General features: G+C 68.8%; 27 protein-coding genes, 3 tRNA genes and 1 pseudogene. 15 read left to right on the top strand and 16 right to left on the bottom strand.

What is annotated here, in order from left to right; all coding sequences use genetic code 11:
• Window positions 1–21: 21 nt before the first annotated feature.
• Window positions 22–1,226: pseudogene (locus tag F1643_RS08020) on the top strand (class I SAM-dependent RNA methyltransferase).
• A 163-nt stretch (window positions 1,227–1,389) separates the two neighbouring features.
• Here F1643_RS08020 and F1643_RS08015 read toward each other — a convergent pair.
• The 5 genes from F1643_RS08015 to F1643_RS07995 all read right to left on the bottom strand — a co-directional run bounded on the left by F1643_RS08015 (window position 1,390) and on the right by F1643_RS07995 (window position 3,173).
• Window positions 1,390–1,465: transfer RNA gene (locus tag F1643_RS08015), tRNA-Glu, on the bottom strand.
• A 60-nt stretch (window positions 1,466–1,525) separates the two neighbouring features.
• Window positions 1,526–1,601: transfer RNA gene (locus F1643_RS08010), tRNA-Glu, on the bottom strand.
• Between the two features lie 67 nt (window positions 1,602–1,668).
• Window positions 1,669–1,744: transfer RNA gene (locus tag F1643_RS08005), tRNA-Glu, on the bottom strand.
• Between the two features lie 43 nt (window positions 1,745–1,787).
• Window positions 1,788–2,822: a low specificity L-threonine aldolase gene (locus F1643_RS08000; RefSeq protein ID WP_194912463.1), complete on the bottom strand. Its 1,035-nt coding sequence runs from the start codon at window positions 2,820–2,822 to the stop codon at window positions 1,788–1,790.
• Between the two features lie 18 nt (window positions 2,823–2,840).
• Window positions 2,841–3,173: a hypothetical protein gene (locus tag F1643_RS07995; RefSeq protein WP_194912462.1), complete on the bottom strand. Its 333-nt coding sequence runs from the start codon at window positions 3,171–3,173 to the stop codon at window positions 2,841–2,843.
• Window positions 3,174–3,249: 76 nt separating this feature from the next.
• Here F1643_RS07995 and F1643_RS07990 point away from each other — a divergent pair, with 76 nt between their 5' ends.
• The 3 genes from F1643_RS07990 to F1643_RS07980 all read left to right on the top strand — a co-directional run bounded on the left by F1643_RS07990 (window position 3,250) and on the right by F1643_RS07980 (window position 5,906).
• Window positions 3,250–4,290 (top strand): RluA family pseudouridine synthase, encoded by a 1,041-nt coding sequence (locus F1643_RS07990; RefSeq protein ID WP_255542533.1) that lies wholly within the window; start codon window positions 3,250–3,252, stop codon window positions 4,288–4,290.
• 163 nt (window positions 4,291–4,453) lie between these two features.
• On the top strand, window positions 4,454–5,344 hold the full coding sequence (gene rpoH, locus F1643_RS07985; RefSeq protein WP_194912457.1) for an RNA polymerase sigma factor RpoH: 891 nt from the start codon (window positions 4,454–4,456) through the stop codon (window positions 5,342–5,344).
• A gap of 28 nt (window positions 5,345–5,372) precedes the next feature.
• A complete protein-coding gene (locus F1643_RS07980) occupies window positions 5,373–5,906 on the top strand; it encodes a GNAT family N-acetyltransferase (RefSeq protein WP_194912454.1) in 534 nt (177 codons plus the stop codon).
• A gap of 45 nt (window positions 5,907–5,951) precedes the next feature.
• On the opposite strand, the gene F1643_RS07975 is transcribed toward F1643_RS07980, so the two are convergent.
• The 6 genes from F1643_RS07975 to F1643_RS07950 all read right to left on the bottom strand — a co-directional run bounded on the left by F1643_RS07975 (window position 5,952) and on the right by F1643_RS07950 (window position 10,670).
• Window positions 5,952–6,296, bottom strand: a complete 345-nt coding sequence (locus F1643_RS07975; protein WP_194912451.1) for a gamma-glutamylcyclotransferase family protein — start codon at window positions 6,294–6,296, stop codon at window positions 5,952–5,954.
• A gap of 18 nt (window positions 6,297–6,314) precedes the next feature.
• Window positions 6,315–7,121, bottom strand: a complete 807-nt coding sequence (locus F1643_RS07970; protein WP_255542532.1) for a PhzF family phenazine biosynthesis protein — start codon at window positions 7,119–7,121, stop codon at window positions 6,315–6,317.
• A gap of 75 nt (window positions 7,122–7,196) precedes the next feature.
• Window positions 7,197–8,213 (bottom strand): threo-3-hydroxy-L-aspartate ammonia-lyase, encoded by a 1,017-nt coding sequence (locus F1643_RS07965; RefSeq protein WP_194912450.1) that lies wholly within the window; start codon window positions 8,211–8,213, stop codon window positions 7,197–7,199.
• A 47-nt stretch (window positions 8,214–8,260) separates the two neighbouring features.
• Window positions 8,261–8,695, bottom strand: coding sequence for a GNAT family N-acetyltransferase (locus F1643_RS07960; RefSeq protein WP_194912449.1), 435 nt, complete (start codon window positions 8,693–8,695; stop codon window positions 8,261–8,263).
• A gap of 4 nt (window positions 8,696–8,699) precedes the next feature.
• A complete protein-coding gene (locus tag F1643_RS07955) occupies window positions 8,700–8,951 on the bottom strand; it encodes a DUF1127 domain-containing protein (RefSeq protein ID WP_255542531.1) in 252 nt (83 codons plus the stop codon).
• A 303-nt stretch (window positions 8,952–9,254) separates the two neighbouring features.
• Window positions 9,255–10,670 carry an MFS transporter gene (locus F1643_RS07950; protein ID WP_194912446.1) on the bottom strand — a complete coding sequence of 472 codons (1,416 nt, stop codon included), beginning with the start codon at window positions 10,668–10,670 and terminating at the stop codon, window positions 9,255–9,257.
• Between the two features lie 143 nt (window positions 10,671–10,813).
• Here F1643_RS07950 and F1643_RS07945 point away from each other — a divergent pair, with 143 nt between their 5' ends.
• Together F1643_RS07945 and mgrA are read left to right on the top strand one after the other, a co-directional pair.
• Complete coding sequence (locus F1643_RS07945; protein ID WP_194912443.1) at window positions 10,814–11,728, top strand: LysR family transcriptional regulator; 915 nt, start codon at window positions 10,814–10,816, stop codon at window positions 11,726–11,728.
• A gap of 81 nt (window positions 11,729–11,809) precedes the next feature.
• Window positions 11,810–12,853, top strand: coding sequence for an L-glyceraldehyde 3-phosphate reductase (gene mgrA, locus F1643_RS07940; RefSeq protein ID WP_194912440.1), 1,044 nt, complete (start codon window positions 11,810–11,812; stop codon window positions 12,851–12,853).
• A gap of 48 nt (window positions 12,854–12,901) precedes the next feature.
• Here the strand turns inward: mgrA and F1643_RS07935 are convergent, their stop codons facing one another.
• Together F1643_RS07935 and F1643_RS07930 are read right to left on the bottom strand one after the other, a co-directional pair.
• Window positions 12,902–14,314, bottom strand: coding sequence for a M20/M25/M40 family metallo-hydrolase (locus tag F1643_RS07935; protein WP_194912438.1), 1,413 nt, complete (start codon window positions 14,312–14,314; stop codon window positions 12,902–12,904).
• Between the two features lie 65 nt (window positions 14,315–14,379).
• Window positions 14,380–15,468: a ParA family protein gene (locus tag F1643_RS07930; RefSeq protein WP_194912436.1), complete on the bottom strand. Its 1,089-nt coding sequence runs from the start codon at window positions 15,466–15,468 to the stop codon at window positions 14,380–14,382.
• 208 nt (window positions 15,469–15,676) lie between these two features.
• Between F1643_RS07930 and F1643_RS07925 the strand changes: the two genes are divergently transcribed.
• The 8 genes from F1643_RS07925 to mmsB all read left to right on the top strand — a co-directional run bounded on the left by F1643_RS07925 (window position 15,677) and on the right by mmsB (window position 22,820).
• Complete coding sequence (locus tag F1643_RS07925) at window positions 15,677–16,027, top strand: ArsR/SmtB family transcription factor (protein ID WP_370540520.1); 351 nt, start codon at window positions 15,677–15,679, stop codon at window positions 16,025–16,027.
• A gap of 52 nt (window positions 16,028–16,079) precedes the next feature.
• Window positions 16,080–16,610: an arsenate reductase ArsC gene (locus F1643_RS07920; protein WP_194912434.1), complete on the top strand. Its 531-nt coding sequence runs from the start codon at window positions 16,080–16,082 to the stop codon at window positions 16,608–16,610.
• Window positions 16,607–17,041, top strand: coding sequence for an arsenate reductase (glutaredoxin) (gene arsC, locus F1643_RS07915; protein WP_194912433.1), 435 nt, complete (start codon window positions 16,607–16,609; stop codon window positions 17,039–17,041). Before F1643_RS07920 ends, arsC begins: the two co-directional genes overlap by 4 nt.
• Before the next feature lie 13 nt (window positions 17,042–17,054).
• On the top strand, window positions 17,055–18,128 hold the full coding sequence (gene arsB, locus F1643_RS07910) for an ACR3 family arsenite efflux transporter (protein ID WP_194912432.1): 1,074 nt from the start codon (window positions 17,055–17,057) through the stop codon (window positions 18,126–18,128).
• The gene (gene arsH / locus F1643_RS07905) at window positions 18,121–18,897 is read left to right on the top strand and encodes an arsenical resistance protein ArsH (protein ID WP_194912431.1); all 777 of its coding nucleotides are present in this window, start codon (window positions 18,121–18,123) and stop codon (window positions 18,895–18,897) included. The genes arsB and arsH overlap by 8 nt, the downstream gene beginning before the upstream one ends.
• A 134-nt stretch (window positions 18,898–19,031) precedes the next feature.
• Complete coding sequence (locus F1643_RS07900; protein ID WP_194912429.1) at window positions 19,032–20,531, top strand: CoA-acylating methylmalonate-semialdehyde dehydrogenase; 1,500 nt, start codon at window positions 19,032–19,034, stop codon at window positions 20,529–20,531.
• A gap of 57 nt (window positions 20,532–20,588) precedes the next feature.
• The gene (locus F1643_RS07895) at window positions 20,589–21,734 is read left to right on the top strand and encodes an isobutyryl-CoA dehydrogenase (RefSeq protein ID WP_194912427.1); all 1,146 of its coding nucleotides are present in this window, start codon (window positions 20,589–20,591) and stop codon (window positions 21,732–21,734) included.
• 195 nt (window positions 21,735–21,929) lie between these two features.
• Window positions 21,930–22,820, top strand: a complete 891-nt coding sequence (mmsB, locus tag F1643_RS07890) for a 3-hydroxyisobutyrate dehydrogenase (protein ID WP_194912425.1) — start codon at window positions 21,930–21,932, stop codon at window positions 22,818–22,820.
• Between the two features lies 1 nt (window position 22,821).
• On the opposite strand, the gene F1643_RS07885 is transcribed toward mmsB, so the two are convergent.
• A complete protein-coding gene (locus F1643_RS07885; protein WP_194912423.1) occupies window positions 22,822–23,727 on the bottom strand; it encodes a LysR family transcriptional regulator in 906 nt (301 codons plus the stop codon).
• Between the two features lie 307 nt (window positions 23,728–24,034).
• Between F1643_RS07885 and F1643_RS07880 the strand changes: the two genes are divergently transcribed.
• Entirely contained in the window at window positions 24,035–24,628 is a 594-nt protein-coding gene (locus tag F1643_RS07880) for a hypothetical protein (protein ID WP_194912422.1), read from the top strand.
• 21 nt (window positions 24,629–24,649) lie between these two features.
• Here the strand turns inward: F1643_RS07880 and F1643_RS07875 are convergent, their stop codons facing one another.
• Together F1643_RS07875 and F1643_RS07870 are read right to left on the bottom strand one after the other, a co-directional pair.
• Window positions 24,650–25,429: a DUF3102 domain-containing protein gene (locus F1643_RS07875; protein ID WP_194912421.1), complete on the bottom strand. Its 780-nt coding sequence runs from the start codon at window positions 25,427–25,429 to the stop codon at window positions 24,650–24,652.
• A 17-nt stretch (window positions 25,430–25,446) separates the two neighbouring features.
• Complete coding sequence (locus tag F1643_RS07870) at window positions 25,447–26,199, bottom strand: ParA family protein (protein WP_255542530.1); 753 nt, start codon at window positions 26,197–26,199, stop codon at window positions 25,447–25,449.
• Window positions 26,200–26,407 lie beyond the last annotated feature (208 nt).

Here is a 26,407-nt window from a genome sequence, read left to right as displayed (position 1 = left end):
CCTTCGGGCTATGTAGGCGGGATGAACACCGACCCAGACCATACCGGCCAAGATCACGCCGGCCAAGATTTCGAGATTTTCCTGGTGGCCGCCCCCGGCCTGGAATCCGTGCTGTGCGCGGAGGCCGTCGACCGCGGCTTCGCGAACCCCACCGCGGTGAAGGGCGGCGTGACGGTCACCGGCGGCTGGCCGGAGGTCTGGCGGGCAAACCTGGAACTGCGCGGCGCCACCCGCGTGCTGGCGCGCATCGCGTCCTTCCGCGCCTTCCATCTGGCGCAGCTGGACAAGCGGGCGCGCCGCGTTCCCTGGGCGCAAATCCTGCGCGCCGACGTGCCGGTGCGGGTCGAGGCCTCCTGCAAGGGCTCGCGCATCTACCACGCCGGTGCCGCCGCCCAGCGCATCGAACGCGCCATCGCCGAGGAACTCGGCGCCCCCATCGTCAAGGCCGCCCCCAAGAAGACCGGGAAGTCCGTCGACAAGGACGCGCCCGAGGAGGACACGCGCGCCGTCCAGATCAAGGCGCGCATCGACGACGACCTCTGCACCATCAGCGTCGACAGCTCCGGCGAATCCCTGCACAAGCGCGGCCACAAGGAAGCGGTCAACAAGGCGCCGATGCGCGAAACGCTGGCGGCCCTGTTCCTGCGCCAGTGCGGCTTTGACGGGCGCGAGCCGGTTCCCGTTGTGGATCCCATGTGCGGCTCCGGCACCTTCGTCATCGAGGCCGCGGAGATTGCCGCCGGCCTGAAGCCCGGCCGTTCCCGTTCCTTCGCCTTCGAACAGCTCGCCACTTTCGACCCCGCCGTCTGGCGGAGCCTGCGCGGCGACGCCACGGCCACCGCGCCCGCCGTCCGCTTCTACGGCAGCGACCGCGACGCCGGCGCCATCGCCATGAGCCGCGCCAACGCCGAACGCGCCGGCGTCTCCGCCTGGACCGACTTCGCCCACCACGCCATCAGCGACCTGACCCCGCCGGAGGGTCCCCCCGGCCTCGTCATCGTCAACCCGCCCTACGGCGCCCGCATCGGCGAGGGCAAGTCCCTGATCCCGCTCTACCACGCCATGGGCCAGACGCTGAAGACGCGCTTCTCCGGCTGGCGGGTGGGCATCATCACCAACGAAGCCACCTTGGCGAAGGCGACGGAACTGCCCTTCAAGGAGGGCGGGGTGTCGGTGTCGAACGGGGGATCAGGGTGACGCTGTATCGGACGGGGGTGTTGGGGTAGGCGCCGCCGGTTATTCGCGACCACACACCCGCAGAAGCAGGGGAGAGGCATGCCGATGGCTCCCCCGATGCGCCTTTCAAAGAGATAAGTGATCGTTCGACTGGACGCAAAAAGCCCCGCAAACTTGCGAGGCAACGACGTTCAGACGTGAAGCAGGAAAAAGTGGCGTCCCCGACGGGAGTCGAACCCGTGTCGCCGCCGTGAAAGGGCGGTGTCCTAGGCCTCTAGACGACGGGGACGTTATACCTTCAACTTGCGCTCAAAAAATGCATCCGACTGCTTGGATGGCAGCGCGTGGATGGCGTCCCCTAGGGGAGTCGAACCCCTGTTACCGCCGTGAGAGGGCGGTGTCCTAGGCCTCTAGACGAAGGGGACGTCTGGTCCCGATGTATGAAGCGGCGGTGGAGGCTGCCACCGGCCGCTCGACCCAACCTTGGAAGGTTGGCGTCCCCTAGGGGAGTCGAACCCCTGTTACCGCCGTGAGAGGGCGGTGTCCTAGGCCTCTAGACGAAGGGGACGTCATCGGCGTGGGCGGGTTTCTAACCAAGCCTGCCCCGCCGATCAAGCCTTTTCTTGCAGGCTGCGCAAAATACCCAGCAAGCTGTCCACCGCCGCCGCCGGCGTGTCGAACGCCGTTACGAACCGCGCGGTGCCGTCGTCCCAACGGTAGAAGCCGTAGCCGGCCCCCTCCAGCGCCTCGGCGTAAGCCGCCGGCAGACGGACGAACAGCTCGTTGGCCTCCACCGGGTGGGCCAGTTCGACACCGGGAAGCGCCGTCAGCCCGGCGGCCAGCCGGTCGGCCATGGCGTTGGCGTGGGCGGCGAGGGTCAGCCACAGGCCGTCGGCCAGCCAGGCGTCCAACTGCGCCGACAGGAAGCGCATCTTCGACACCAGATGGCCGCCGCGCTTGCGGCCGAAGCCGAAATCCTCGGCCATCGCCGGGTTGAAGAACACCACCGCCTCGGCGGCGAGGCAGCCGCCCTTGGTGCCGCCCAGCGTCAGAACGTCGACCCCGGCGCGCCACGTCACGTCGGCCGGGGCGCAGCCCAGCCGGGCGATGGCGTTGGCGAAGCGGGCGCCGTCCATATGCACGGCCATGCCGTTGGAATGGGCGGTTTCGACCAGCGCCTCGACCTCCGCCGGCGTATAGACGGTGCCGGCTTCCGTCGCCTGGGTCAGGCTGAGGGCGGCGGGCTGGACGCGGTGGACGACGCCGACGCCGGCCCTGGCGATGTGGCGCGACACCGCGTCGGGCGTCAGCTTGCCATGCTCGCCGGCCAGCGGGACCAGCTTGGCGCCGCCGGTGAAGAACTCCGGCGCGCCGCATTCGTCGATGGAGATGTGGGCCTCGTCATGGCACAGCACGGCGCCATAGGGCGGCACCAGCGCCGACAGCGCCAGCGAGTTGGCCGCGGTGCCGGTGGCGACCGGGAAGACCGCGACCTCGGTCTCGAAGATCGCGCACAGCCGCTCCGTCACCCGCGCGGTCCAGGGATCGTTGCCGTAGGGGGCGGCGGTGCCGGAGGACGATGCTGCCAGCGCCGTCATCACCTGCGGGGCGGCACCGGCGACGTTGTCGCTGCGGAAGTCATACATGATCGCGATACCTGTTCTTCAAGGAGCGGCCTTGCCGGAGACGGGGCCGGCGGTGATGGTGGCGGTGACGGCGCCGTTGCGCGGGTCCATCAGGTAGAGACGGTCCGGCCCCTGCGGCAGGGTCACCTTGAACAGGACGCGGTTGCCGACCACCACGACCTCGCCGATGCGGGAACCGGCCGGGACGTCCAGCGTCACCTCGGCGGTGGTTTCGGCCGGAGCGGGGGCGATGGCGGTCAGGGAGGCGCGGTTGGGGTCCGACATCCGCTTGTAGAGCTCCACCCCCAAAAAGGTGAAGCCGGCGACGATCAGAACGCCCATGATGACGATGAGTGCCTTGAGGATCTGCACGGTTTGGGGTCCACTCCCGGACGATTGAAACAGGACGCGACACGCACGCCCGATGGCCGCCAAAACACCCGCCGAAATGCCTGACGACATGTCGGACGACTTCTTCGATCCGGAGGACGGCGGTTCGCCCGCCGGAACCGCCGGGCCGCTGGCCTACACGATTCCCGACGAGGCGGCCGGCCAACGGCTGGACAAGGCGCTGGCCGCCGGTCTGCCGGACCTGTCGCGGTCGCGCGTGCAGGCCCTGCTGGAACAGGGCTGCGTGCGCGGCGACGGGCGGACGATAACGGACCCGTCCCTGAGGGTCAAACCCGGCCAGACCTTCGAGGTCGAGGTGCCGGGGGCGGAGACCGCCGAACCGGTGCCGCAGGACATCCCGATCGACGTGGTGTACGAGGATGCCGACGTGCTGGTGATCGACAAGCCGGCCGGCCTCGTCGTGCATCCCGCCGCCGGCAACCCGGACGGCACGCTGGTCAACGCCCTGCTCGCCCATTGCGGCGACAGCCTGTCCGGCATCGGCGGGGTGCGGCGGCCGGGCATCGTCCACCGGCTGGACAAGGACACCAGCGGCCTGATGGTGGTCGCCAAGAACGACCGCGCCCACCATGGCCTGTCGGAGCAATTCTCCGACCGCACGCTGAGCCGCACCTATCTGGCGCTGGTCTGGGGCGTGCCCAACCCGACGCAGGGCCGGATCGAGGGCAACATCGGCCGCAGCAGCGCCGACCGCAAGAAGATGGCGGTGGTGACCGGCGGCGGAAAACACGCCGCCACCAAGTACCGCGTGCTGAAGAGCTTCGGCATGGCGGCGTCGCTGGTGGAATGCGTGCTGGAGACCGGGCGCACCCACCAGATCCGCGTCCACCTGACCCACATCGGCCACCCGCTGGTCGGCGATCCGCTCTATGGCCGCGGGCGGTCGGGACGGCCCGGCGGCAAATTCGCCTCGCTGCTGCCGGAACCGGCGCGGACCGGACTTGTTGGGTTTTCGCGACAGGCGCTGCATGCCGCGGCGCTGACCTTCCGTCATCCGGTCAGTGGCGAGATCGTGACCTTCCGCTCCCCAATCCCGGCGGATATTCATGAACTAATTGTCACCTTGGAGACGGTTTAAAACGATACACCGGGAAATCGTTCTTGGTTAGACTCCCGGTCAATGGCGAGGTTCCGCCGCCCGCTCATTGAAAGGGGCCTATGGAACCCGCGCTGAAGAACGGCAGTGTGCGCATGAATTCATGTCGGCGCGCACCGGCCGTCATAAAGGGGGTTTTAGAACCATGGCGACGGCGTCCAACCTTCCGGCGATCGGGTCCGAGAGCAATCTGTCCCGCTATCTCCAGGAAATCCGCAAGTTCCCGATGCTGGAGCCGCAGCGGGAATACATGCTGGCCAAGCGTTGGCAGCAGCATGAGGATTCCGGCGCCGCCCACCAGCTCGTCACCAGCCACCTGCGGCTGGTCGCCAAGATCGCCATGGGCTACCGCGGCTACGGCCTGCCTTTGTCGGAACTGATCTCCGAAGGCAATGTCGGCATGATGCAGGCGGTCAAGCGCTTCGACCCCGACCGCGGCTTCCGGCTGGCGACCTACGCCATGTGGTGGATTCGCGCGGCGATCCAGGAATACATCCTGCACAGCTGGTCTCTGGTGAAGATGGGCACCACCGCCGCCCAGAAGAAGCTGTTCTTCAACCTGCGCCGGCTGAAGGGCCAGATGCAGGCGATCGAGGAAGGCGACCTGTCGCCCGAGCAGGTCCACGCCATCGCCACCAAGCTGGACGTGCCGGAACAGGACGTCGTCAACATGAACCGGCGCCTCGCCAGCCCCGACCATTCGCTGAACGCGCCCCTGCGGGCGGAAAGCGAGGGCGAATGGCAGGATTTCCTGGTCGACGAGACCGCCAGCCAGGAAATCACGCTGGCCGACCGCGAGGAGCTGGGCAAGCGCCGCAAGCTGCTGGCGAACGCCATGACCGCGCTGAACGACCGCGAGCGCGACATCCTGACCGAACGCCGCCTGCGCGAGGCGCCGACGACGCTGGAGGACCTGTCGCAGAAATACGGCATCAGCCGCGAACGCGTCCGCCAGATCGAAGTGCGCGCTTTCGAAAAGCTGCAGAAGGCGATCAAGGCCGCCGCGGTGGAACAGAAGATGGAGACGGAGGCGTAAGGGGCAACCCGGCCGCCGATACCGCGTGATGACCAGGACCAAGCAGGACGGCGAGGTTACCCTCGCCACGGTCGGGCCCGGCGATCTGCCGGCCTTCAAGGCGGATATGGAGGCATCCTTCGCGGTCGCCGTCATTGAGGAGTTCGGCTCCCTTCCGGAAGGCTCGATCCCCTCCGGCAGCGACCTCGACGAATCCATGACGGCGCCGGGCACCGAGCTTCTGCATATCCTTTGCGATGGCCGAAAGGTCGGCGGCGCCGTCGTCGTGATCGACGAGGCGACGCAGCGCAATTCGCTGGACCTCTTCTTCCTGTCGCCGGCGCAGCATGGCCGGGGACTGGGCTTAAAGGCCTGGATGGCGATCGAGCGGCGCTATCCCGGAACGCGCGCCTGGCAGACCCACACGCCCTATTTCGAGAAGCGCAACATCCACTTCTATGTGAACAAGTGCGGCTTCAAGATCGTCGAGTTCTTCAGCGACCGGCACCCGGATCCGCATTTCCCCGGCCCGTCCGGCCTGCCCGGCGGCGGCGAGATGTTCCGCTTCGAAAAGGTGATGTGACACCGGCGGCGGCTGGCCCTTGCCGTTTGCCGCCGATGTTCGCCCTCACGCCTTCACATACACCCAAGCCTCGGCCCCCGACTTCAGGCGGACCACGACGCGCCTGTAATCCGCGACCTCATAGGAATCGGCGGCGGCCAGCTCTTCCGCGGTGATCTCGAACAGGGTGCCGGCCACCTCGTCGGCCGGGTTCGCGCTCTTGCTGACCACGGGGTGGAAGCGCTTGCCGCTGGTGCGGATCACCTCCGGATCGGTGATCTCCAGCATGTCGCGGCGATAGCCCGGCATGGCATCCGCCCGCCCGGCGAGCCGCCGGCCGAAGGACGCCAGCTGCACATTCTCCTGCTGCAAGGTGCCGTAGGAGAAGAGACGCACGGAATTGTCGGACATGGCTGCTTCTCCCCCGCCTCAGACCAGAATCGAGCCTTCCAGATACAGCACCGCCTGCCCGCCGATCCTCACGCGGTCGCCGGCCAGTTCGCACAGCAGGTCGCCGCCGCGGGCCGAGACCTGACGCGCCGTCAGCACGGTCTTGCCCAGCCGCTCCGCCCAATAGGGGGTCAGCATGCAGTGGGTGGAGCCGGTGACCGGGTCCTCCGGGATGCCCTGGGCCGGGGCGAACAGGCGCGAGACGAAATCGACCCCGTCCTCTCCCGGTGCGGTGACGCAGACGGCCCACATATCCAGCTTCGCCAGCAGCGCCATGTCCGGCGCCAGCGCCCGCACCGCGTCGGCCGACTCGTACACCACCAGATAGTCGCGCCCGCTCAGGATCGCGACCGGCGCCGGGCCGCCAAGCGCCGCCAGCAGGTTGGGGTCGGGGTTCTCCGCCGGCTTGGGCGGACGGTTGGGGAAGTCCAGCGTGTAGCGGTCGCCGTCGCGGGTGACGGTCAGCGTGCCGGCCTGCCGGGTGGCGAAGTCCATGCGCTCGCGGCCGGGCTCCAGAATCGTGGCGATGACGAAGGCGGTCGCCAGCGTGGCATGGCCGCACAGATCGACCTCCACCGCCGGGGTGAACCAGCGCAGCTCGTAGCCATCTCCAGCACGGATGAAGAAGGCGGTTTCCGCCAGATTGTTCTCCGCCGCGATGGCCTGGAGCTGCGAATCGGGCAGCCAGGAGTCCAGCGGCACGACCGCCGCCGGGTTGCCGGCGAAGACGCGGTCGGTGAAGGCATCGACCTGATAGATGGGCAGGCGCATGGTTTTCCCGGTCATGGGATCGATCCCTTACGTCTTGGGGGAATAAGTCGATGAGGTGCCAATTCCATCTCCCGGCGCGGGAGAGGGAGGTCAGCCAGCCTGAACCAGCGCGGCGAAGCGGGCGAGGTCGACGTTGCCGCCGGTGACGACGATGCCGACGCGCTTGCCGCGCGCATCCAGCTTGCCGGACAGCACCGCGGCGGCGGCGAGGCAACCGGTCGGCTCCACCAGCATCTTCATCCGGCTGGCGAAGAAGCGCATGGCGTCGACCAGCTGGTCGTCGGTGACCGTGTCGATGTCGTCGACCAGCCGCTGCATCACCGGGAAAGTCAGCTGGCCGACCGCACGGCTCTGGGCGCCGTCGGCGATGGTCTTCGGCGGTTCGATGCGGACGATGCCGCCGCTGCGCAGGCTCTGCTGGGCGTCGTTGCCGGCCTCCGGCTCGATGCCGATGACGCGGCAGCCGGGGTTCAGCGTCTTCGCCGCCACGGCGCAGCCGGCCAGCAGCCCGCCGCCGCTGGTCGGCACGACCAGGATATCGAGCGGTGCGCCGCCGTTCGCCAGAACCTCCTCGATCAGTTCCTTGGCGACGGTGCCCTGGCCGGCCATCACATGCGGGTGGTCGAAGGGCGGGATGTAGGTGCCGCCCCGCTCCTCCAGTACGCGGGCGACGGCGGCGTCGGGCGGCTCGGCATAGCGGTCGTACAGCACCACCTCGGCGCCATAGCCGCGCGTCGCCGCCAGCTTGGCCGCCGGGGCATCCATCGGCATGACGATGGTCGCCTTCACCCGCAGCATCGACGCCGCCAGCGCGATGGCCTGGGCGTGGTTGCCGGACGAATAGGCGACGACGCCGACGGCGCGCTGGACGGCCGTGAAGCGGGCGATGGCGTTGTAGGCGCCGCGGATCTTGAAGGCGCCGGTGCGCTGGAAATTCTCGCACTTGAACAGCAGCTCGCCGCCGGTCAGCGTGTCGGCGGTGCGGCTCGTCAGCACCGGCGTGCGGTGGGCGACGCCGGCGATCCGCTCCGCCGCGCCCGCCACATCGGTGTAGGAGATGGCGAGGCCCGTGGTGTCGGCCACGCTGTTGCTCATGATGTCGGGCATGGCGGCGATGCTCCCCCTTGTCCTTTAAGGCCTTTGAGTCCGGGGCCTTATTCCAGATCGGTGAACAGGAAGGCCTGCTCGTGCCGCTTCAGCCCGGCCTGCTCGTAGAAGCTGATGGCCTTGGGGGCCGACAGCAGCAGGCACATGGTGCCCGGCCCCATCGCGTCGCGGGTGCGGCGCATCAGCTCCTTGCCGATGCCGCGCCCCTGCAGGGCGCGGTCGACGGCAAGGTCGGACAGGTAGCAGCAATAGACGAAGTCGGTGATCGACCGGGCGACGCCGACCAGCCGTCCCTCGGCCCTTGCGGTGATGATCAGGCCGGCGTTGCGCAGCATCGCCTCCACCCGCGGGCGGTCGCCCACGGGCCGGCGCTCGGCCAGCCCGGAGCGTTCCAGAACGTCGATGAAATCGTCCGCAGTCAGGTCCGGTTCGACCGCGTAGTCGATCTGAATGGATCCGCCCTGAATGGATTTGTCGGCCATCGTCTCATCCCCGCCAGAACGGCTTCGACACTTCCTGTTCCACCTCGGCCCGGCTGACGCCGATGTCCTTCAGCAGATGGTCGTCGAGGCCCATCAGTGCATGGCGTTGTTTGCGCCGTTCCAGCGCGGAAAACAACAGGTCGAGCAACCGCCAGAGGGGGCGCGAGGCGACACGGGTGACGCGGTCGGCGGCCGGGACGGCGCCCGGGGCTGCCGTGAAAGTGCCGGAACTGCGGGTCACGTCGGTGTGGCGCATCGGATCCTCCATAATCTGGCGCACATTGCTCGAACAATCGAGACAATCAGGATTATGGAGACGTAATCGGCGGGGTCAAACGGAACATTGTCACCATTACATTTCCGATATCGGATGTATCTTTTCGGCCACAGGGGGAATCGCTCCCCGCTGCGGCCCAGAGAAACCCTTGAGATACGAAGGGTTCCATCGGTCCGGCCCGGATTGGTTCGCACCTGCGGATGGTCTGCATGACAAGCCACGACCGACCAGTGAAATTGTCATGGTAGCATTGTCCCGGTCGTCAGGCTTCCGAACCGGCGCCTACCGCCGCCGCGCCACCCCGATGGCAATGGCGAACGCCACGGCGATCAGCCCGCCCGCGACGGCGAAGGTCGTCCGGGTTCCGGCCGCGACGGCGTCCGGCGCCGCGGCGGCCACCTCCGCCCCCGTCGCCAGCGTGAACACCGCCCCCATCGCCGAGGCGCCGGTGACGAGCCCCAGATTGCGCGAGAGATTGAGCAGCCCCGACACCACGCCGCGCCGGTCCTTCTCCACATCCGCCATCACCGCCGTGTTGTTGGCGGTCTGGAACAGCGCGTAACCGGCGGTGACCACGGCAATCGGTACACCATACCCGGCCACGCCAAGCGTCGCCGGCAGCAGCGCCAGCAGGACGCAGCCGGCCGCCACGGCACTCAGCCCCAGGATCGTCATGCCCGGCGCGCCGAACCGGTCGACCAGCCGGCCGGCCGGGACGCCGGTCAGCGCCGCCACCAGCGGTCCCACCGACATGACTGTCCCCACCGCCGCCGCTCCCAGCCCGAGCGCGCGGGCGAGGTGGAACGGCCCCACCACCAGCGTCGCCATCAGCACGGTCGCCACCAGCATGCTCATCGACAGACGGCCGCTCAGCCCCCGGTCACGCAGCATGCCGGTCCGCAGCAGCGGCGACGCCGTCCGTGCCTCCACCGCCCTCTCCACCGCCAGGAACAGCCCCGCCCCGCCGGCCGCCGCCGCCAGCAGCACGGAGTCGAGCCAGCCGTGCCCGCCCGTCATCGCCAGCGCATAGGCCGCCAGCGTCAGCGCGAGGATCAGCGTGCCGGCGATGTCGAACCTCCCCTGCCCGCTTCCCGTCTCCTCCCGGTCGGCCGGCAGGTGCCGCCGCACCAGCAGGAAGGCCACCACCCCCGGCGGCACGGTGGCAAGGAAGATCGCCGGCCAGCCGAACGCCGCGATCAGCACACCGCCCAGCGACGGGCCGAGCGCGGTCCCCAGTGCCGACATGGTTCCCATCAGCCCCATCGCCCGGCCGATCCGCGCCTTGGGCACCGTGTCGCCGACGAAGGCGGTGGCGAGCGCCATCATCACCGCCGCCCCCAGCCCCTGCACCGCCCTTGCAGCCACCAGCATCCACAGGCCGGATGCCGCACCGGCCACGGCGGACGCCGCCGTGAACAGCGCGATCCCGGCCAGCAGTAGGCGCCGCCGCCCGACCATGTCCCCCAGCCGCCCCACCCCGACGATCAGCGTGGTGATCGACAGCAGATAGGCCAGTACCACCCACTGCACCTCGCGGAACGGCACCGCGAACGCCGACGCCAGCGCCGGCAGGCCGACATTGGCGATGCTGGTGCCGAGCGAGGACAGCAGCGTCGCCAGCGCCAGACCGGCCAGCCCCCAACGGATCGCCCCGCCTGTTGCGGCAACCTCATCCCTCTGCGCAAGCGCTTCCCTCATGACACCCTCCTTCATCCAGGACAGACGCCAAGGCTAGGACGCGGGATGACATGGCGGAACGCGCAGCATCCGCACTGTATTCGTGCATCCGGCGCCATGTCCCGGCAGCGGCGATCGGGACAAGTCGTGATACGATCCGGCGCATGACCGCACCGGACCTCAACATGCTCATCACTCTGGACGCCCTGCTGGCGGAGGGCAGCGTCGCCGGCGCGGCGCGGCGGCTGCGGCTCAGCCCGTCGGCGATGAGCCGGGCACTGGCGCGGCTGCGCACGGCGACCGGCGACCCGCTGCTGGTCAGGGCCGGGCGCGGCCTCGTCCCCACGCCGCGCGCGCTCGACCTGCGCGACCGCGTGCACCAGTTGGTGCAGGAGGCGGAGGCGGCTCTGCGCCCGGCCGAGAACCTCGACTTGAACCAGCTCACCCGGACCTTCACCCTGCGGACCAGCGACGGCTTCGTGGAAAGCTACGGCGCCGCCCTGCTCACCCGCATCGCCGGGGAGGCTCCCGGCGTCCGCATCCGCTTCCTGTCGAAGCCGGACAAGGACAGCGGCCCCTTGCGCGACGGCTCGGTCGATCTGGAAACCGGGGTCGTCGTCAAGGGCAGCGGCCCCGAACTGCGCGCCCAGGCGCTGTTCCACGACCGCTTCATCGGCGTCGTGCGCACCGGCCATCCGCTGTGCGAGAGCGACATCACCGCTGCCCGCTATGCCGCCGGCCGGCATGTTCTGGTGTCGCGGCGCGGCGACGACCGCGGGCTGGTGGACGAGGCGCTGGAGCGGCTGGGCCTGCAGCGCCGCGTGGTCGCAACGGTCGGCGGCTTCGCCGCGGCGCTGGCGCTGGTGCGCGGCACCGACCTGATCGTCAGCGTCCCCGAACGGCACACGGCGGGCCTGCGCGCCGGTCTCCACAGCTTCGCCCTGCCCTTCCCCGCCCCGGAAGTCACCGTTTCCCTGCTGTGGCACCCGCGGCTGGACGCCGACCCGGCTCACCGCTGGCTGCGCGGCTGCGTGCGCAAGGTCTGCGCCACGCCGTCCGGTCGGCAAGACCGGGAGTGATATGACCCGCCGCACCATTGCGCAGCGTCCCCACGGCGCCCTATGCTGATATATCACTCAAGATCACATCGGGAGAACGCCATGCAGCCGCCCTACCTTGCCGCCGACCAGCGCTACGAGGGCATGAGCTATCGCCGCACCGGCCGCAGCGGGCTCGACCTGCCGGCCATTTCGCTGGGGCTTTGGCAGAATTTCGGCGGCACCGACGTGTTCGCGACCGGGCGCGCCGTGCTGCGCCGGGCCTTCGACCGCGGCGTCACCCATTTCGACCTCGCCAACAATTACGGCCCGCCGCCGGGCTCGGCGGAGGAGAATTTCGGCCGCATCCTCGCCACCGATTTCCGCCCCTACCGCGACCAGATGGTCATCTCGACCAAGGCCGGTTACGAGATGTGGCCCGGCCCCTACGGCAACTGGGGCTCCCGCAAGTATCTGGTCTCCAGCCTGGACCAGAGCCTGAAGCGGATGGGCCTCGACTACGTCGACATCTTCTATTCGCACCGCGTCGATCCGCGCACCCCGCTGGAGGAGACGATGGGCGCGCTGGACCATATCGTCCGCCAGGGCAAGGCGCTCTATGTCGGCATCTCCTCCTACTCGCCGGAGATGACGCGGCGGGCGGCGGGCATCCTGAAGGAGTTGGGCACCCCCTGCCTGATCCACCAGCCCTCCTACTCCATGCTGAACCGCTGGATCGAAGGCGGGTTGCTCGACACGCTGGACGATCTCGGCATGGGCTGCATCGCCTTCTCGCCGATGGCCCAGGGCATGCTGACCAACAAGTATCTGGGCAACCAGCCGACAGACGCCCGCGCCGCCAAGGGCGGCACCCTGCGGGCGCATTTCCTGTCGCCGGAGAATCTGGAGCGCATCCGGGCGCTCGACGCCATCGCCCAGCGGCGCGGCCAGACGCTGGCGCAGATGGCCGTCGCCTGGGTGCTGCGCGATCCGCGCGTGACCTCCGCCCTGATCGGCGCGCGCAACGTGGAGCAGCTCGACAACTCGCTGGACGCGCTGAAGAACCTGTCCTTCTCGCCGGAGGAACTGGCGGAGATCGACACCCACGCCGTCGCCGACGCCGGCATCAACCTGTGGAGCGCCTCCTCTTCGGCCGAGGCCGGCTGAGCGCGACGGGCCGGGGGAACACGTCGCCCCCCGGCCCGCGCATCGGCGTCAGCCGATCCGGCCGGCCGCCAAGCGCCCCACTATCGCCGCATGGCTGCGGATGCCGTTGCGCAGGCATTTCAACTCGAACTTCTCGTTCGGCGAATGGATGCGGTCGTCGTCCAGGCCGAAGCCGACCAGGATGGTATCCAGCCCCAGATATTCGCGGAACCAGCCGACGATGGGGATCGACCCGCCGCCGCCGATCAGCACGCCGTCGCGCCCCGTCGCCTCCTTCAGCCCGCCGCGCACCGCCTGCATCCATGGCGTGTCGGTCGGCACCTCGATGCCGGGCGACGAGCTGAAGCTGCGGAAGCTGACCGTGCAGTCGGCCGGCAGCCGCTCCTCGAAGAAGCGCTGGACCGACGCCTCGACGGCCGCCGGGTCCTGGCCGGGCACCAGCCGGCAGCTCAGCTTGCACGACGCCTTGGCCGGGATGACCGTCTTCGATCCCTCGCCGGTATAGCCGCCCCAGATGCCGTTGATGTCGCAGGTCGGCCGGGTCCAGATGCGCTCCAGCAGCGTCCGCCCCGCCTCGCCATGGCTTCGGGTCAGGCCGAGCGCGCCCAGGAACTGCGCCTCGTCCAGCGGCAGGCCGCGGATCTGCGCCAGCAGCTCGTCCGGCAACTCGCGCACGCCGTCATAGAAGCCGTCGAAGCGCACCCGCCCGTCGGCATCGTGGATCTGGCCCAGGATGCCGGTCAGCACATTGATCGGGTTGGGCACGGCGCCGCCGAACAGGCCGGAATGCAGGTCGTGGCCCGGCCCGGTGACGGTGGCCTCCAGATAGAGCAGGCCGCGCAGCCGCGTGGTGATCGCCGGGGTGTCGACGTCCCAGGCGTTGGTGTCGGTGACGAGGCAGAAGTCGGCCTGCAGTTCGTCCGCATGCTCCTTCAGGAAGCGCGGCAGCGACGGGCTGCCGGTCTCCTCCTCGCCCTCCAGCAGCACGGTGGCGCGGATGGGGATAGAGCCGTGGACGGCGTGCCAGGCCTCGAAGGCCTCCATGAAGGTCATGGTCTGGCCCTTGTCGTCGGCGGCACCGCGGGCGACGACGCGGCGCCCCCGCTCGGCCTCGACGATCACCGGCTCGAAGGGCGGGCTGTTCCACAGTTCGACCGGGTCGGCGGGCTGGACGTCGTAATGGCCGTAATAGAGCACATGGGGCGTCTCCACCCCCTGCGGCCCCGGCCCTGGCCCCGGATGATGGGCGACCAGGATGGGATGGCCCGGCGTTTCGTTGAGCGTCACCGTGAAGCCCATCGCCGCCAGCCTGTCGGCGCACCATTGGGCGGCGCGGCGGACATCGCCGGCATAGGCGGGGTCGGTGCTGACCGAGGGAATGCGCAGAAGCTCGCAAAGCCGCCCGACCGACTCCTCGAAAGACTCGTCCACCTTGCGCAGCACGGCATCGACAGGAAGCATGATGGCCTCTTCTTGAACGTGGGATCCACCTGTCCCACTCTCCCCGGGGGGGGAGAGGGAACAACTCACCCCCCCAGACCCGCCAGCAGCTTGCCCAGAACCGGCTGCCCCACGACGGCACCCAACGCGAAGCCGGCGATCAGCCCGATCACCAGACCCACGATGCCGGCCCCCATCCCGCCGCGGCCGGCCTGCGCGCGCTCCGCCTGCCGGGCGCCGTTGCCCCCGCTGCCCGACGGCTCGTCCGCCTCGTCGATGGAGGAGGCGCGCCGCGCGCTGTAGGAGGTGTCGGTCGCCTCGTGCCACGCCTGGATGCGCTCCAGCGCCGGCTTCAGCTGCGCGTCGTCGGGCGTGCTGCCGCGGCCGTGGACGATTTCCCAGGCCAGCGCCGCGAAACGGGCGGTGGTCCGCCCCTCCGGCGTGAAGATCGCCGCCGGCATGCGGCGGTAGGTGGCCTTCACCACGTCCACGTCATAGGGGAAGGCGGTGCGGAACATCAGGTCGGGGAATTCGGTGCGCAGCTGGGTCATCGACTCGCGTCCCACCTCGTCGTTGGTGATCGACATCATCAGGATGCCGGCCAGCGACAGGTTGGGGTTCAGCCCGTTCTGGATATGCTCGACCACCTGCAGGGTGCGCCGCAGCCCGTCCAGCGCATAGCGGCCGGGGAACACCGGCACCACCAGCCGGTCGGACGCCGCCAGCGCGCCGGCCGCCAGATGGCCGAGAGCCGGCGGACAGTCGATGACGACGTAATCCGGCGGGTTGCGCGAGAAATGCAGCGCCTTGCGCAGGCCGCGCTGCGACCCGCCGCGGCTGTCCAGCGCATGTTCCAGCGAATAGAGCTTGCGCGCGCCGACGATCATCGACAGCCCGTCGAAGGCGGTCGGGGTGATGGCGTCCTCGACGAAAGTCTCCTGCCGCAGCAGGTCGTTGATGCCGACCTTCGCCTTGTCGCGCAGCAGGAAGTTGCTGGTGGCGCTGCTCTGCGGGTCGAAATCGATCAGGACGACGCTCTTGCCCAGTGCGGCCAGCGACAGGGCGAGGTTGACCGAGGTGGTCGTTTTGCCGACGCCGCCCTTCTGGTTGTAGACCGACAGGATGGTCGGCTGCCGTGCCTGCGGCGTGTCGAAGACGTCTTCGTGACTGGTCATGTTCGTTCCGCTTCGCCGTTCTGCGGCATTCCCCACTTCCCGCACCGGATGGCCCGGCCCAGAAGCGAGGGCGCACTATAAGCGCCGCGACGCCGCAAGTCTTCCCGCACGTTCGGGTGTTCCCCAAGCGGCCCTGCGCGGCGCCGGGCCCGTCACGAAACCGTCACTTGTTCGGCTTCCATGTTTCCACTATCTTCGAAACATGGAAATGAAAGCAGCCACCAACGCCTTCGCCGCCCTCGCCCAGGAAACCCGCCTGGCGGTGTTCCGCCTGCTGATTACGGTGGGGCCGAACGGGCTGACGGCCGGCGATCTCGCCCAGCAGGTGGGGGTTCCGGCCTCCACCCTGTCCCATCATCTGGCGACGCTGGAACGCGCCGGCCTGCTCCGCTCCTGGCGGGTGCAGCGGCAGATCTTCTACGCGTCAGACTATGAGGGCACCCGCCGGCTGATCGCCTTCCTGATGGAGGATTGCTGCCAGGGGCGCCCCGAACTCTGCTCTGCCGACCTGACCCAGGCCGTTCCGTGTGGTCCCGACGGATGTGACCACGACGCCTGAGGCCCCGATCCCAACCGCCGCGCGCTCCGCGGCCCGGAAAGGCAATCCAGCGATGACCGACCGCGTCTACAACGTCCTGTTCCTGTGCACCCACAACAGCGCCCGCAGCGTCATGGCGGAGTGCCTGCTGAACCGGGATGGCCAAAAGGGCGGAAGCGGCCGCTTCCGCGGCTTCAGCGCCGGCAGCCAGCCCTCCGGGCGCATCAATCCCTATGTCCATGACCTGCTGGTGCGGCTCGGCTTCCCGACCGCGGAACTCCGCTCCAAGACCTGGGACGAGTTCGCCGCAGCGGACGCCCCGCACATGGATTTCGTCTTCACCGTCTGCGACAACGCCGCGGGCGAGGTCTGCCCGGTGTGGCCGGGACAGCCGATGACCGCCCATTGGGGCTTCCCCGACCCGTCCAGCGCCCAGGGCACCGACGCGGAGAAGGCCGCCTTCACCGCCACGGTGTTCGGCCAGATCCAGCGCCGCATCCAGGCCTTCGTCAGCCTGCCCATCGCCTCGCTCGACCGTCTGGCGCTGAAGCGCAAGCTGGACGACATGGGGACGGCGTCCGCCGCCACGGAGGCGGCGCGATGACGCCCGTCACCATCTACCACAACCCGGATTGCGGCACCTCGCGCAACACGCTGGCGCTGATCCGCAACAGCGGCGTCGAGCCGACGGTGATCGAGTATCTGAAGACGCCGCCGACCCGCGACGAACTGGCCGACCTGATCGGCCGCATGGGCGTGCCGGTGCGCGCCGTGCTGCGCGAGAAGGGCACGCCCTTTGCCGAGCTCGGGCTCGACGACCCGTCGTTGAGCGACGACCGGCTGCTCGACGCCATGATGGCGCACCCGATCCTGATCAACCGGCCGATCGTGGTGACGCCGCTCGGCGTCCGGCTGTGCCGCCCGTCCGAGGCGGTGCTCGACATCCTCCCCGATGCCCAGCGCGGTGCCTTCGCCAAGGAGGACGGCGAGCAGGTCGTCGACGCCGCCGGCCAGCGCATCGGCAAAGCCTCCTGACGGACAAGCGATCATGACAACCGACATCCACGCCGCCCCGGCGGCCCGCCCCGCCATGGGGCTTTTCGAGCGTTACCTCAGCGTCTGGGTGGCGCTCTGCATCGTCGCCGGCATCGCGCTCGGCCATCTGGTGCCCGGCGTCTTCCAGGCCATCGCCGCGGCGGAGGTCGCCCAGGTCAACCTGCCGGTCGCGGTGCTGATTTGGCTGATGATCGTGCCGATGCTGCTGAAGATCGACCTCGGCGCGCTGGGGCAGGTCAAGGAGCATTGGCGCGGCGTCGGGGTGACGCTGTTCATCAACTGGGCGGTCAAGCCCTTCTCGATGGCGCTGCTGGGCACGCTGTTCATCGGCAACCTGTTCGCGCCGCTGCTGCCGCAGGACCAGATTTCCTCCTACATCGCCGGGCTGATCCTGCTGGCGGCGGCGCCCTGCACCGCCATGGTGTTCGTCTGGTCGAACCTGTGCGAGGGCGAGCCGCATTACACGCTGAGCCAGGTGGCGTTGAACGACATCATCATGGTCTTCGCCTTCGCACCGCTGGTCGGGCTGCTGCTGGGCGTGGCGTCGATCACCGTGCCGTGGGACACGCTGCTGCTGTCGGTGCTGCTCTACATCGTCATCCCCGTGGTCGGTGCTCAGCTCTGGCGTCGCAGCCTGCTGGCAAGCGGCGGCGAGGCGGGTCTGAAGCGCCGGCTCGACCTGATTCAGCCGGTTTCGCTGCTGGCGCTGCTGACCACGCTGGTGCTGCTGTTCGGCTTCCAGGGCGAGCGGATCCTGGCGCAGCCGCTGGTCATCCTGCTGCTGGCCGTGCCGATCCTGATCCAGGTCTATTTCAACGCCGGGCTGGCCTATTGGCTGTCGCGGCGCTTCGGGGTGGCATGGTGCGTGGCGGCGCCGGCGGCGCTGATCGGCGCCTCCAACTTCTTCGAGCTGGCGGTCGCCGCCGCCATCAGCCTGTTCGGTCTCGGCTCGGGCGCCGCGCTCGCCACCGTGGTCGGCGTGCTGGTCGAGGTGCCGGTAATGCTGTCGGTGGTGAAGATCGTCAAGGCGACCAAGCCCTGGTACGAGGGACGCACCCATGCATGATATCCAACACGTCGAACACGACTCCTTTCCGAGCCTGGACGAGCCCTATCTCGATGCGCCCGACCTCGACAGGCTGACACCCGAGCAGCCGTCGAGCCACCCTCCGCGCATCCTGCTGCTCTACGGTTCGCTGCGGGAACGCTCCTACAGCCGATTCCTGGCCGAGGAAGCTGCCCGGCTGCTCCAGCGCATGGGGGCCGAGACGCGCATCTTCGACCCCCACGGCCTGCCGCTGCCCGACAGCGTGCCGGCCGACCATCCCAAGGTGGCGGAGCTGCGCGCCCTGTCGCAATGGTCGGAAGGTCAGGTGTGGGTCAGCCCGGAACGGCACGGCACCATCACCGGCATCCTGAAGTGTCAGATCGACTGGCTGCCGCTGGAAAGCGGCGGCGTCCGGCCGACGCAGGGGCGGACGCTGGCGGTGATGCAGGTGTCCGGCGGCTCGCAATCCTTCAACGCGGTCAACGCGATGCGGGTGCTGGGCCGCTGGATGCGGATGGTGACCATCCCCAACCAGTCCTCCGTCGCCAAGGCCTATCAGGAGTTCGACGAGGCCGGGCGGATGAAGCCGTCGCCCTATTACGACCGCGTCGTGGACGTGATGGAGGAGCTGGTCAAGTTCACCCTGCTGGTGCGCGACCGCAGCGACTACCTGACCGACCGCTACAGCGAACGCCGCGAGGCCGGGCTGAAGGCAGAAACCGAGGCGCAGGCCCTCGCCGCCGCGGCCATGAGCGGGCAGAAGTCCAGTGGGGGCACGGCGGACTGATCCGCACCGCGGTTCCGGCCCGCCGCCGGGACCCTTGCCGCATTCCTGCACAACCGTTGCGCAAAGTTTCGGGTCGATCCGCGAGGCCGCTCAGGTCCACATGGTGACAAACAATCCCATGGGAGGACAATAGGATGACCACCGAACTTCAGCACCTGATCGGCGGCAAGCTGGTTTCCGGAAAGTCGGGGCGGTTCGCCGACGTCTACTCCCCGATGACCGGCGAGGTGCGCGCCCGCGTGCCGCTGGCGAGCGTGGAGGAGATGCGCGCCGCGGTGGAGAACGCCAAGGAGGCACAGCGCGGCTGGGCCGCCACCAACCCGCAGCGCCGCGCCCGCGTGCTGATGCGCTTCCTCGATCTGGTCCAGCGCGACTACGACGAACTGGCGCTGCTGCTGTCGCTGGAGCATGGCAAGACCATCGTCGACGCCAAGGGCGACATCCAGCGCGGCCTGGAAGTGGTGGAGTTCGCCTGCGGCATCCCGCACCTGCTGAAGGGCGAGTTCACCGACGGCGCCGGCCCCGGCATCGACATCTATTCGATGCGCCAGCCGCTGGGCGTCGTCGCCGGCATCACGCCGTTCAACTTCCCGGCCATGATCCCGATGTGGAAGTTCGCCCCGGCCATCGCCTGCGGCAACGCCTTCATCCTGAAGCCGTCGGAGCGCACCCCCGGCGTACCGGTCAAGCTGGCCGAGCTGATGCTGGAGGCCGGCCTGCCGGCGGGCATCCTGAACGTCGTCCACGGCGACAAGGTGGCGGTGGACGCCATCCTCGACGACCGCGACATCAAGGCGGTGGGCTTCGTCGGCTCCACCCCGATCGCCGAATACATCTACAATCGCGGCTGCGCGGCGGGCAAGCGCGTGCAGTGCTTCGGCGGCGCCAAGAACCACGCGCTGGTGATGCCGGACGCCGACCTCGACCAGGCGACCGACGCGCTGATCGGCGCCGGTTACGGTGCGGCGGGCGAGCGCTGCATGGCGATCTCCGTCGTCGTTCCGGTCGGCAAGAAGACCGCCGACGCCCTGATGGAGCGACTGATCCCGCGGGTGGAGAGCCTGAAGGTCGGCCCCTCGACCGACAGCAGCGCCGATTTCGGCCCGCTGGTGACGCGCGAACATCTGGAGCGGGTGAAGTCCTACGTCGATATCGGCGTCAAGGAAGGCGCCAAGCTGGCGGTCGACGGCCGCGGGTTCAGCATGCAGGGCTATGAGAACGGCTTCTACATGGGCGGCTGCCTGTTCGACGAGGTGAAGCCGGACATGCGCATCTACAAGGAGGAGATCTTCGGCCCGGTGCTCTCCGTCGTCCGCGCCGATAGCTATGAGGAAGCGCTGGCCCTGCCGAACGATCACGAGTACGGCAACGGCGTCGCCATCTTCACCCGCGACGGCGACGCCGCCCGCGACTTCGCGTCGCGCGTCGATGTCGGCATGGTCGGCATCAACGTTCCGATCCCGGTTCCGCTCGCCTACTACACCTTCGGCGGCTGGAAGCGTTCGGGCTTCGGCGACCTGAACCAGCACGGCCCCGACGCGGTGCGCTTCTACACCAAGACCAAGACCGTCACCTCCCGCTGGCCCTCGGGCGTCAAGGAAGGCGCCAGCTTCGTCATTCCGACCATGGAGTGATGGGCGTAACATTCCCCCTCCCGCCTCCGGCGGGAGGGGGGTTACACGAGGTGACGCATGTCCTTTGAACTGACCGAAGACCAGGTCGCCATCCGCGACATGGCGCTGTCCTTCGCCCGCGACGAGCTGGCGCCCAATGCCGTCGAGTGGGACCAGAAGAAGCATTTCCCCGTCGACACCCTGCGCGCCGCCGGCGAGCTCGGCATGGGCGGCATCTATGTGTCGGAGGACCATGGCGGCTCGGCGCTCAGCCGCTTCGACGCCGTGGTGATCTTCGAGGCTCTGAGCCAGGGCTGCCCGACCATCGCCTCCTACATCTCCATCCACAACATGGTGGCGGGGATGGTGGACAATTTCGGCAGCGACGAGCAGAAGGCGCATTGGCTGCCGAAGCTCTGCACCATGGAATGGCTCGCCAGCTATTGCCTGACGGAGGCCAACGCCGGTTCCGACGCCGCGGCCTTGCGCACCAGGGCGGTGCGTGACGGCGACAGCTACGTCCTGAACGGCGCCAAGCAGTTCATTTCCGGCGCCGGCAGCTCCGACCTCTACCTCGTCATGGCCCGCACCGGCGAGGACGGCCCCGGCGGCATCAGCGCCTTCCTGGTGCCCAAGGACACCCCCGGCCTGTCCTTCGGTGCCAACGAGCACAAGATGGGGTGGAACGCCCAGCCGACCCGCGCCGTCATCATGGAGGACGCCCGCATCCCCGCATCCGCCCTGCTGGGCCAGGAGGGGATGGGCTTCAAGTTCGCCATGAAGGGTCTGGACGGCGGCCGCATCAACATCGCCGCCTGCTCCATCGGCGGCGCCCAGGCGGCACTGGACAAGGCGCTGACCTACATGTCCGAGCGCAAGGCCTTCGGCCAGTCGCTCGACCGCTTCCAGGCGCTTCAGTTCCGCATCGCCGACATGGCGACCGAGCTTGAGGCCGCCCGCACCTTCGTCCACCGCGCCGCCTCGGCCCTGGACGCGAAGAGCAAGGATGCGACCCGCCTCTGCGCCATGGCGAAGCGCTTCGCCACCGACACCGGTTTCGAGGTGGCGAACAACGCCCTGCAGCTGTTCGGCGGCTACGGCTATCTGGCGGACTATGGCGTGGAGAAGATCGTCCGCGACCTGCGGGTGCACCAGATCCTGGAAGGCACCAACGAGATCATGCGCCTGATCGTCTCGCGCAGCGAGATCGGGCGGATGGCGTAACCGAAACACGCACCTCATCCCCTCTCCCCCCCGGGGAGAGGGTTAGGGTGAGGGGGACGCACAGCGAGGATCTCCAAGAACCGCGCACCTTCCATTCCTCACCAAATCCACGCAACGCCTCCCCCTCACCCCGACCCTCTCCCCGGGGGGAGAGGGGGAAGCAACCAAAAAACCAAAGCAACGGGAGACGCGACGATGGCGGTGATCGGTTTCATCGGATTGGGCAACATGGGCGGCCCGATGGCCGCGAACCTCGTGAAGGCGGGGCATCAGGTGGTGGGCTACGACCTGTCCACCGCCGCGATCGACGCGGCCAAGGCGGCCGGCGTCACCATCGGCGACAGCCCCGCGGCCATCGCCGCGGCGGCGGAGGTGGTCATCACCATGCTGCCGGGCGGCAAGCATGTGCTGGGCGTCTATGACGGCGACACCGGCATCGTCGCGGTGGCCCGGCCGGGCACGCTGCTGATCGACTGCTCCACCATCGACGTCGACTCCGCCCGCAAGGCGCATGCGCTGGCCGCCGCCAAGGGTGCGGCCTCGCTCGACGCGCCGGTGTCGGGCGGCGTCGGCGGTGCCGCTGCCGGCACGCTGACGTTCATGGCCGGCGGCGAGGCCGACGCCTTCGAGCGCGCCCGCCCGATCCTGGAGGCGATGGGCAAGAAGATCGTCCATTGCGGCGGCGCCGGGGCCGGTCAGGCGGCGAAGATCTGCAACAACATGCTCCTCGGCATCTCGATGATCGGCGTCTGCGAAGCCTTCGTCCTGGCGGAGAAACTCGGCCTGTCGCATCAGGCGCTGTTCGACGTGTCCTCCACCTCGTCGGGCCAGTGCTGGTCGCTGACCAGCTATTGCCCGGTCCCCGGCCCGGTCCCGACCAGCCCGGCCAACCGCGATTACCAGCCCGGTTTCGCGGCGGCCCTGATGCTGAAGGACCTGAAGCTGGCCCAGGAAGCGGCGCAGAGCGCCGGCGCCCCCACCCCGCTGGGTGCGGCGGCGGCACAGCTCTACGCCATGATGAACGCGCAAGGCGAAGGCGGCACCGACTTCTCCGGCATCATCCGCATGCTGCGCGGCGAAGGGTGAGTCAGCTGACCGGCGGGGGCAGGAACAGCGCCTGCTCCCGCCGGACCAGATCGGCGATGTAGTCTGCTGTCATGGATATCCGCGCCAGCGACCGCAGATCCTCGTGCACGATCAGCCAGAAGGACCGGGTGATCGTCAGTTCTTCCGGCAGGACCGGCACAAGATCGGGCTCACCGCCGGCAATGAAAGCCGGCAGCATGCACAGGCCGGCGCCGGCCTGCGTCGCCTTCAGCTGGGCGACGAGGCTGCTGCTCTTGATGCGCGGCACCACCTCCCCGATCGTCTCGACATAGTCCAGTTCGGGCGCGAAGATCAGGTCGTCGATATAGCCGATGAAGGACTGGCCGCGCAGGTCGGCGCGGCTGCGGATCGCTGGCCGGGCGTCCAGATAGGCGGCTGTGCCGTACAGCCCCAGCCGGTAATCGGTGAGTTTCCGGGCATAAAGCCGCCCTTCCTGCGGACGCGACAGGCTGATGGCGATGTCGGCCTCGCGCTTGGACAGGCTGAAGACGCGCGGCATGGCGACCAGCTGCACCTCCAGCTCCGGATGGCGTTCGCACAGGCTCCCGATGCGCGGCGCCAGGAAACAGCTGCCGAAGCCGTCCGGCGCCCCGATCCGCACCGCGCCGGCAAGCGCCAGATCGCCGTCGGCCACCATGCCCTGGGCTAGAAGCGCCGCGCTTTCCATCACCTCGGCGGTCTGTTTCAGCCGCTCGCCCTGCGGCGTCAGCGTGAATCCGCTGGGACGCCGCTCGAACAGGGTGACGCGCAACGCATCCTCCAGCGCCGAAATGCGGCGGCTGACCGTGGTGTGGTCGGCACGCAGGCGCTGGGCCGCCGTGGTCAATGTGCCGGCACGGGCCACCGCCAGGAAGAATCGCAGATCGTTCCAGTTGAAATCGGCCATATCCGCCGGCGCCGCCGTCCGTTCTCGCTGGTGAAGCAGGGGCCGAACTGTCCCATCAACCCGCCCCCCTGACAAGAGCGCCAAGCCGCCCCTGCGACAACGCCGCACCCGGTGCGAACGCAAGCACCGGAAGAGCATGCCCCGAAGGAGTACCGCATCTTCCGGCCACCGCCCCCATTTCGCGTGGACGAACCGCCCGCCTGTTGCGTTTATCTGTTGAGGGATGCGGCGTTCCTGACGACTGCGAAGAACGAAAGGACGGGCGATGCCGGGCGAGGGCCGGACGGGGAACTGGAGCGGATCGGCAATGGCGATGCCGACAGCGATGATCGCGGCAGCGACGCTTGCCGTCCTTGTCGCGGCTGCGGCGCTGCCGGCCGCCGCTGAACCGCTGCTGTCCGCGCCGGAGGCCGATGCCCCCCTGCCCTCCCCCGCCCCGTCACCTCCCGTGGCGCCTCCCATGCCGGCGATGGTCCCGGCAGCGGAAGCTGCAACGGTTCAGGCACCGGCAAAACCCCAGACCGACGCCTTCGACTGCTGGCTTCTTGACCCGAACCGGCTGGAGCAGGCGGCCGACCAGGGCCTGTGCGGCGATGCCTTCGCCCGCGCGCCGGAAATCGCCTCCCTGCCCGACGCCCCTCCCCTGCCCGCAATGACGCCGCCGCGCAAGCCGAAGGCCCCGGAACGGCGGATCCGCACGTCGAACCGGAGTTCCAGCCACAGCCAAACCCATACGACGGGCACGTCGGCGGCCCAGGTGTCCCGTACCGGCGGAGGCGGCGGAGACTTCTTCAGCAACTTCCAGCGCGATTTCCGGGCGCTGGGCGACCTGCTGGGCGGCGGATCGTCACCGCGCCGGGGCGACGGCGGCCCCGGTTCCCACACGTCTCACCGAAACTGACGGCACTGGAACCGAGGCGCCTTACGACGCGCCGTCCGGCTCCCTGCCGACATCCTCCGCCCCCATATCCTCGGCCCCCATATCCTCGGCAACGACGTCGATGGTGACGCCGGTTCGCCCCGGCCGGCCGTAGTCATGCTCCGGGTCGATGCCGTGGTCGCGCCGCAACTCGTCGCGAACCTCCGCCATGCGGGCGCGCAGCCGGGCATATTCGGCCAGAAGCTGGCGGCGCCGGTCGTTCGGCGTCACGTCCTTCGGCGGGCGCAGCGAACGCTTGAAGTCGATCAGCTGGCGGCGGGTCACGTCGGGACGGACCAGCCCCTGCGCCTTCGCGCGTTCCAGCTCGTCCGGCGTCATGGTGACGATCTGGTAGGCGACGCTTTCCGCCCCCGGCAGCACCTCCAGAGACAGCCGGCCGGTATCCACCGCCTCCGCCACCGCGCGGAAGCGGAAGGCGGTCTCGACCGAAAACGGCATGTCGCTCTCGATCATCGCCTCGAAATCGCCGTGGGGCAGGATTTCCTTGGCGCGGTTCAGATAGCGGCCGATCGACAGGAATTCCTTGCGGCTGCGGTTCCAGTGATAGCGGATTTCCTGCGCGAATTCCTGCCGGGTGTGGCAGGGCACGATGGCGTCGCTGATGTCCGACGCCCGGCGGTCGGCCTTGGACGGCGCCACCGCCGCGCTGGTCCGGGCCGGCACGGTGGGCGCATGGGCGGGCGCCGCGGGCTGGGCAGCCGGCTGGGGAGCGGCCTTGCCCTGCTCCGCCACCTTCTTCATGAAGGACTTCACGTTGGCCATATTCAAATCCCCCGGGTTCAGATCCCCAACTCGTGCCGGATGAAGTACCAGGCGCCCAGGCATTCGTCGGCGCCGTTCACCGCACCGACATCGACGATGGAGCAGCCGATGTCGTCGACGCGGTGCATGTCCTCGATGTCCGGCACCTCGTGCGGGACCAGCCGCCCGACCCGGCCCAGCTCCAGCTTCGCTTCCCGCAGGCTGACCGACCGGCGCTTGACCCGGTTCAGCAGGAAGGCGGCGGGGCGGCCGTAATCGCGCAGGAACTCCATCCAGGGGATGACGCTCATCTTGTCGAAACGCCCCACGCCGGTCGGCACCAGAACGAGGTCGGCGCGGCGCAGCAGGATCTTGGTCGCTTCGGGATAGAGTTCCACCGAGGGCGGCGTGTCGATGAAGATCACGTCGTAGCGGGCAGGGTCGATCTGGGACAGCGCCGCGTCGATCTCCTCCAGCGTGCCTTCATAATGGTCGATGGCGGCGACGTCGTGCGGACGGCGCAGTTCATGCCACTGGCCCAGCGTGCGCTGCGGATCGAAATCCAGCGTCGCGACGCGCATGCCGTCCTTGGCGGCCGCCACCGCGGTGTTCTTGCAGCTGGTGGTCTTTCCGGTGCCGCCCTTCGGCGCGCTGTAGACCACCCAGCGGGCGGGCTTCTGCGCAGCCGTCTGTACCGGCTCCACGGCATTCTGGCCCGCCTGCCTGCCGGTCGGTTTACCTGTTGGTTTGCCTGCAGATTTCCGTGTGGCGACGGCGGTCGGATCGGCCATCTGTTCCCCCTGCATCGCGTGCCCGTCTTCCGGGTGGCCTTCTTATTAGCGGATCGGCAGTCGGGTCGAAAGGGCAAAGGCGGGACCTGAACCATTGAAATAGAGAGTTTCTGTACCGAAAAGGCATTACCGGTAACGCTTTCCGGGGCAGTTCCGTTACCGGTAACGCTTCCGGCACGACACACAGGTCCTCCCGCATTGCGGCAAC

Origin of the sequence: Azospirillum sp. INR13 (assembly GCF_015390205.1) — a bacterium.
In the GTDB taxonomy this organism is placed as follows: domain Bacteria; phylum Pseudomonadota; class Alphaproteobacteria; order Azospirillales; family Azospirillaceae; genus Azospirillum.
Note: the sequence above shows the minus strand (reverse complement) of the source record. Positions and strands in the feature narration are given on the sequence as shown.

Bases quoted from the DNA above. Each gene is read 5' to 3' on its own strand.
- F1643_RS08000 (WP_194912463.1), bottom strand. From the start codon at position 2,822: ATGTATGACTTCCGCAGCGACAACGTCGCCGGTGCCGCCCCGCAGGTG.
- F1643_RS07990 (WP_255542533.1), top strand. From the start codon at position 3,250: ATGCCTGACGACATGTCGGACGACTTCTTCGATCCGGAGGACGGCGGT.
- rpoH (WP_194912457.1), top strand. From the start codon at position 4,454: ATGGCGACGGCGTCCAACCTTCCGGCGATCGGGTCCGAGAGCAATCTG.
- F1643_RS07980 (WP_194912454.1), top strand. From the start codon at position 5,373: ATGACCAGGACCAAGCAGGACGGCGAGGTTACCCTCGCCACGGTCGGG.
- F1643_RS07975 (WP_194912451.1), bottom strand. From the start codon at position 6,296: ATGTCCGACAATTCCGTGCGTCTCTTCTCCTACGGCACCTTGCAGCAG.
- F1643_RS07970 (WP_255542532.1), bottom strand. From the start codon at position 7,121: ATGACCGGGAAAACCATGCGCCTGCCCATCTATCAGGTCGATGCCTTC.
- F1643_RS07965 (WP_194912450.1), bottom strand. From the start codon at position 8,213: ATGCCCGACATCATGAGCAACAGCGTGGCCGACACCACGGGCCTCGCC.
- F1643_RS07960 (WP_194912449.1), bottom strand. From the start codon at position 8,695: ATGGCCGACAAATCCATTCAGGGCGGATCCATTCAGATCGACTACGCG.
- F1643_RS07955 (WP_255542531.1), bottom strand. From the start codon at position 8,951: ATGCGCCACACCGACGTGACCCGCAGTTCCGGCACTTTCACGGCAGCC.
- F1643_RS07950 (WP_194912446.1), bottom strand. From the start codon at position 10,670: ATGAGGGAAGCGCTTGCGCAGAGGGATGAGGTTGCCGCAACAGGCGGG.
- F1643_RS07945 (WP_194912443.1), top strand. From the start codon at position 10,814: ATGACCGCACCGGACCTCAACATGCTCATCACTCTGGACGCCCTGCTG.
- mgrA (WP_194912440.1), top strand. From the start codon at position 11,810: ATGCAGCCGCCCTACCTTGCCGCCGACCAGCGCTACGAGGGCATGAGC.
- F1643_RS07935 (WP_194912438.1), bottom strand. From the start codon at position 14,314: ATGCTTCCTGTCGATGCCGTGCTGCGCAAGGTGGACGAGTCTTTCGAG.
- F1643_RS07930 (WP_194912436.1), bottom strand. From the start codon at position 15,468: ATGACCAGTCACGAAGACGTCTTCGACACGCCGCAGGCACGGCAGCCG.
- F1643_RS07925 (WP_370540520.1), top strand. From the start codon at position 15,677: ATGAAAGCAGCCACCAACGCCTTCGCCGCCCTCGCCCAGGAAACCCGC.
- F1643_RS07920 (WP_194912434.1), top strand. From the start codon at position 16,080: ATGACCGACCGCGTCTACAACGTCCTGTTCCTGTGCACCCACAACAGC.
- arsC (WP_194912433.1), top strand. From the start codon at position 16,607: ATGACGCCCGTCACCATCTACCACAACCCGGATTGCGGCACCTCGCGC.
- arsB (WP_194912432.1), top strand. From the start codon at position 17,055: ATGACAACCGACATCCACGCCGCCCCGGCGGCCCGCCCCGCCATGGGG.
- arsH (WP_194912431.1), top strand. From the start codon at position 18,121: ATGCATGATATCCAACACGTCGAACACGACTCCTTTCCGAGCCTGGAC.
- F1643_RS07900 (WP_194912429.1), top strand. From the start codon at position 19,032: ATGACCACCGAACTTCAGCACCTGATCGGCGGCAAGCTGGTTTCCGGA.
- F1643_RS07895 (WP_194912427.1), top strand. From the start codon at position 20,589: ATGTCCTTTGAACTGACCGAAGACCAGGTCGCCATCCGCGACATGGCG.
- mmsB (WP_194912425.1), top strand. From the start codon at position 21,930: ATGGCGGTGATCGGTTTCATCGGATTGGGCAACATGGGCGGCCCGATG.
- F1643_RS07885 (WP_194912423.1), bottom strand. From the start codon at position 23,727: ATGGCCGATTTCAACTGGAACGATCTGCGATTCTTCCTGGCGGTGGCC.
- F1643_RS07880 (WP_194912422.1), top strand. From the start codon at position 24,035: ATGGCGATGCCGACAGCGATGATCGCGGCAGCGACGCTTGCCGTCCTT.
- F1643_RS07875 (WP_194912421.1), bottom strand. From the start codon at position 25,429: ATGGCCAACGTGAAGTCCTTCATGAAGAAGGTGGCGGAGCAGGGCAAG.
- F1643_RS07870 (WP_255542530.1), bottom strand. From the start codon at position 26,199: ATGGCCGATCCGACCGCCGTCGCCACACGGAAATCTGCAGGCAAACCA.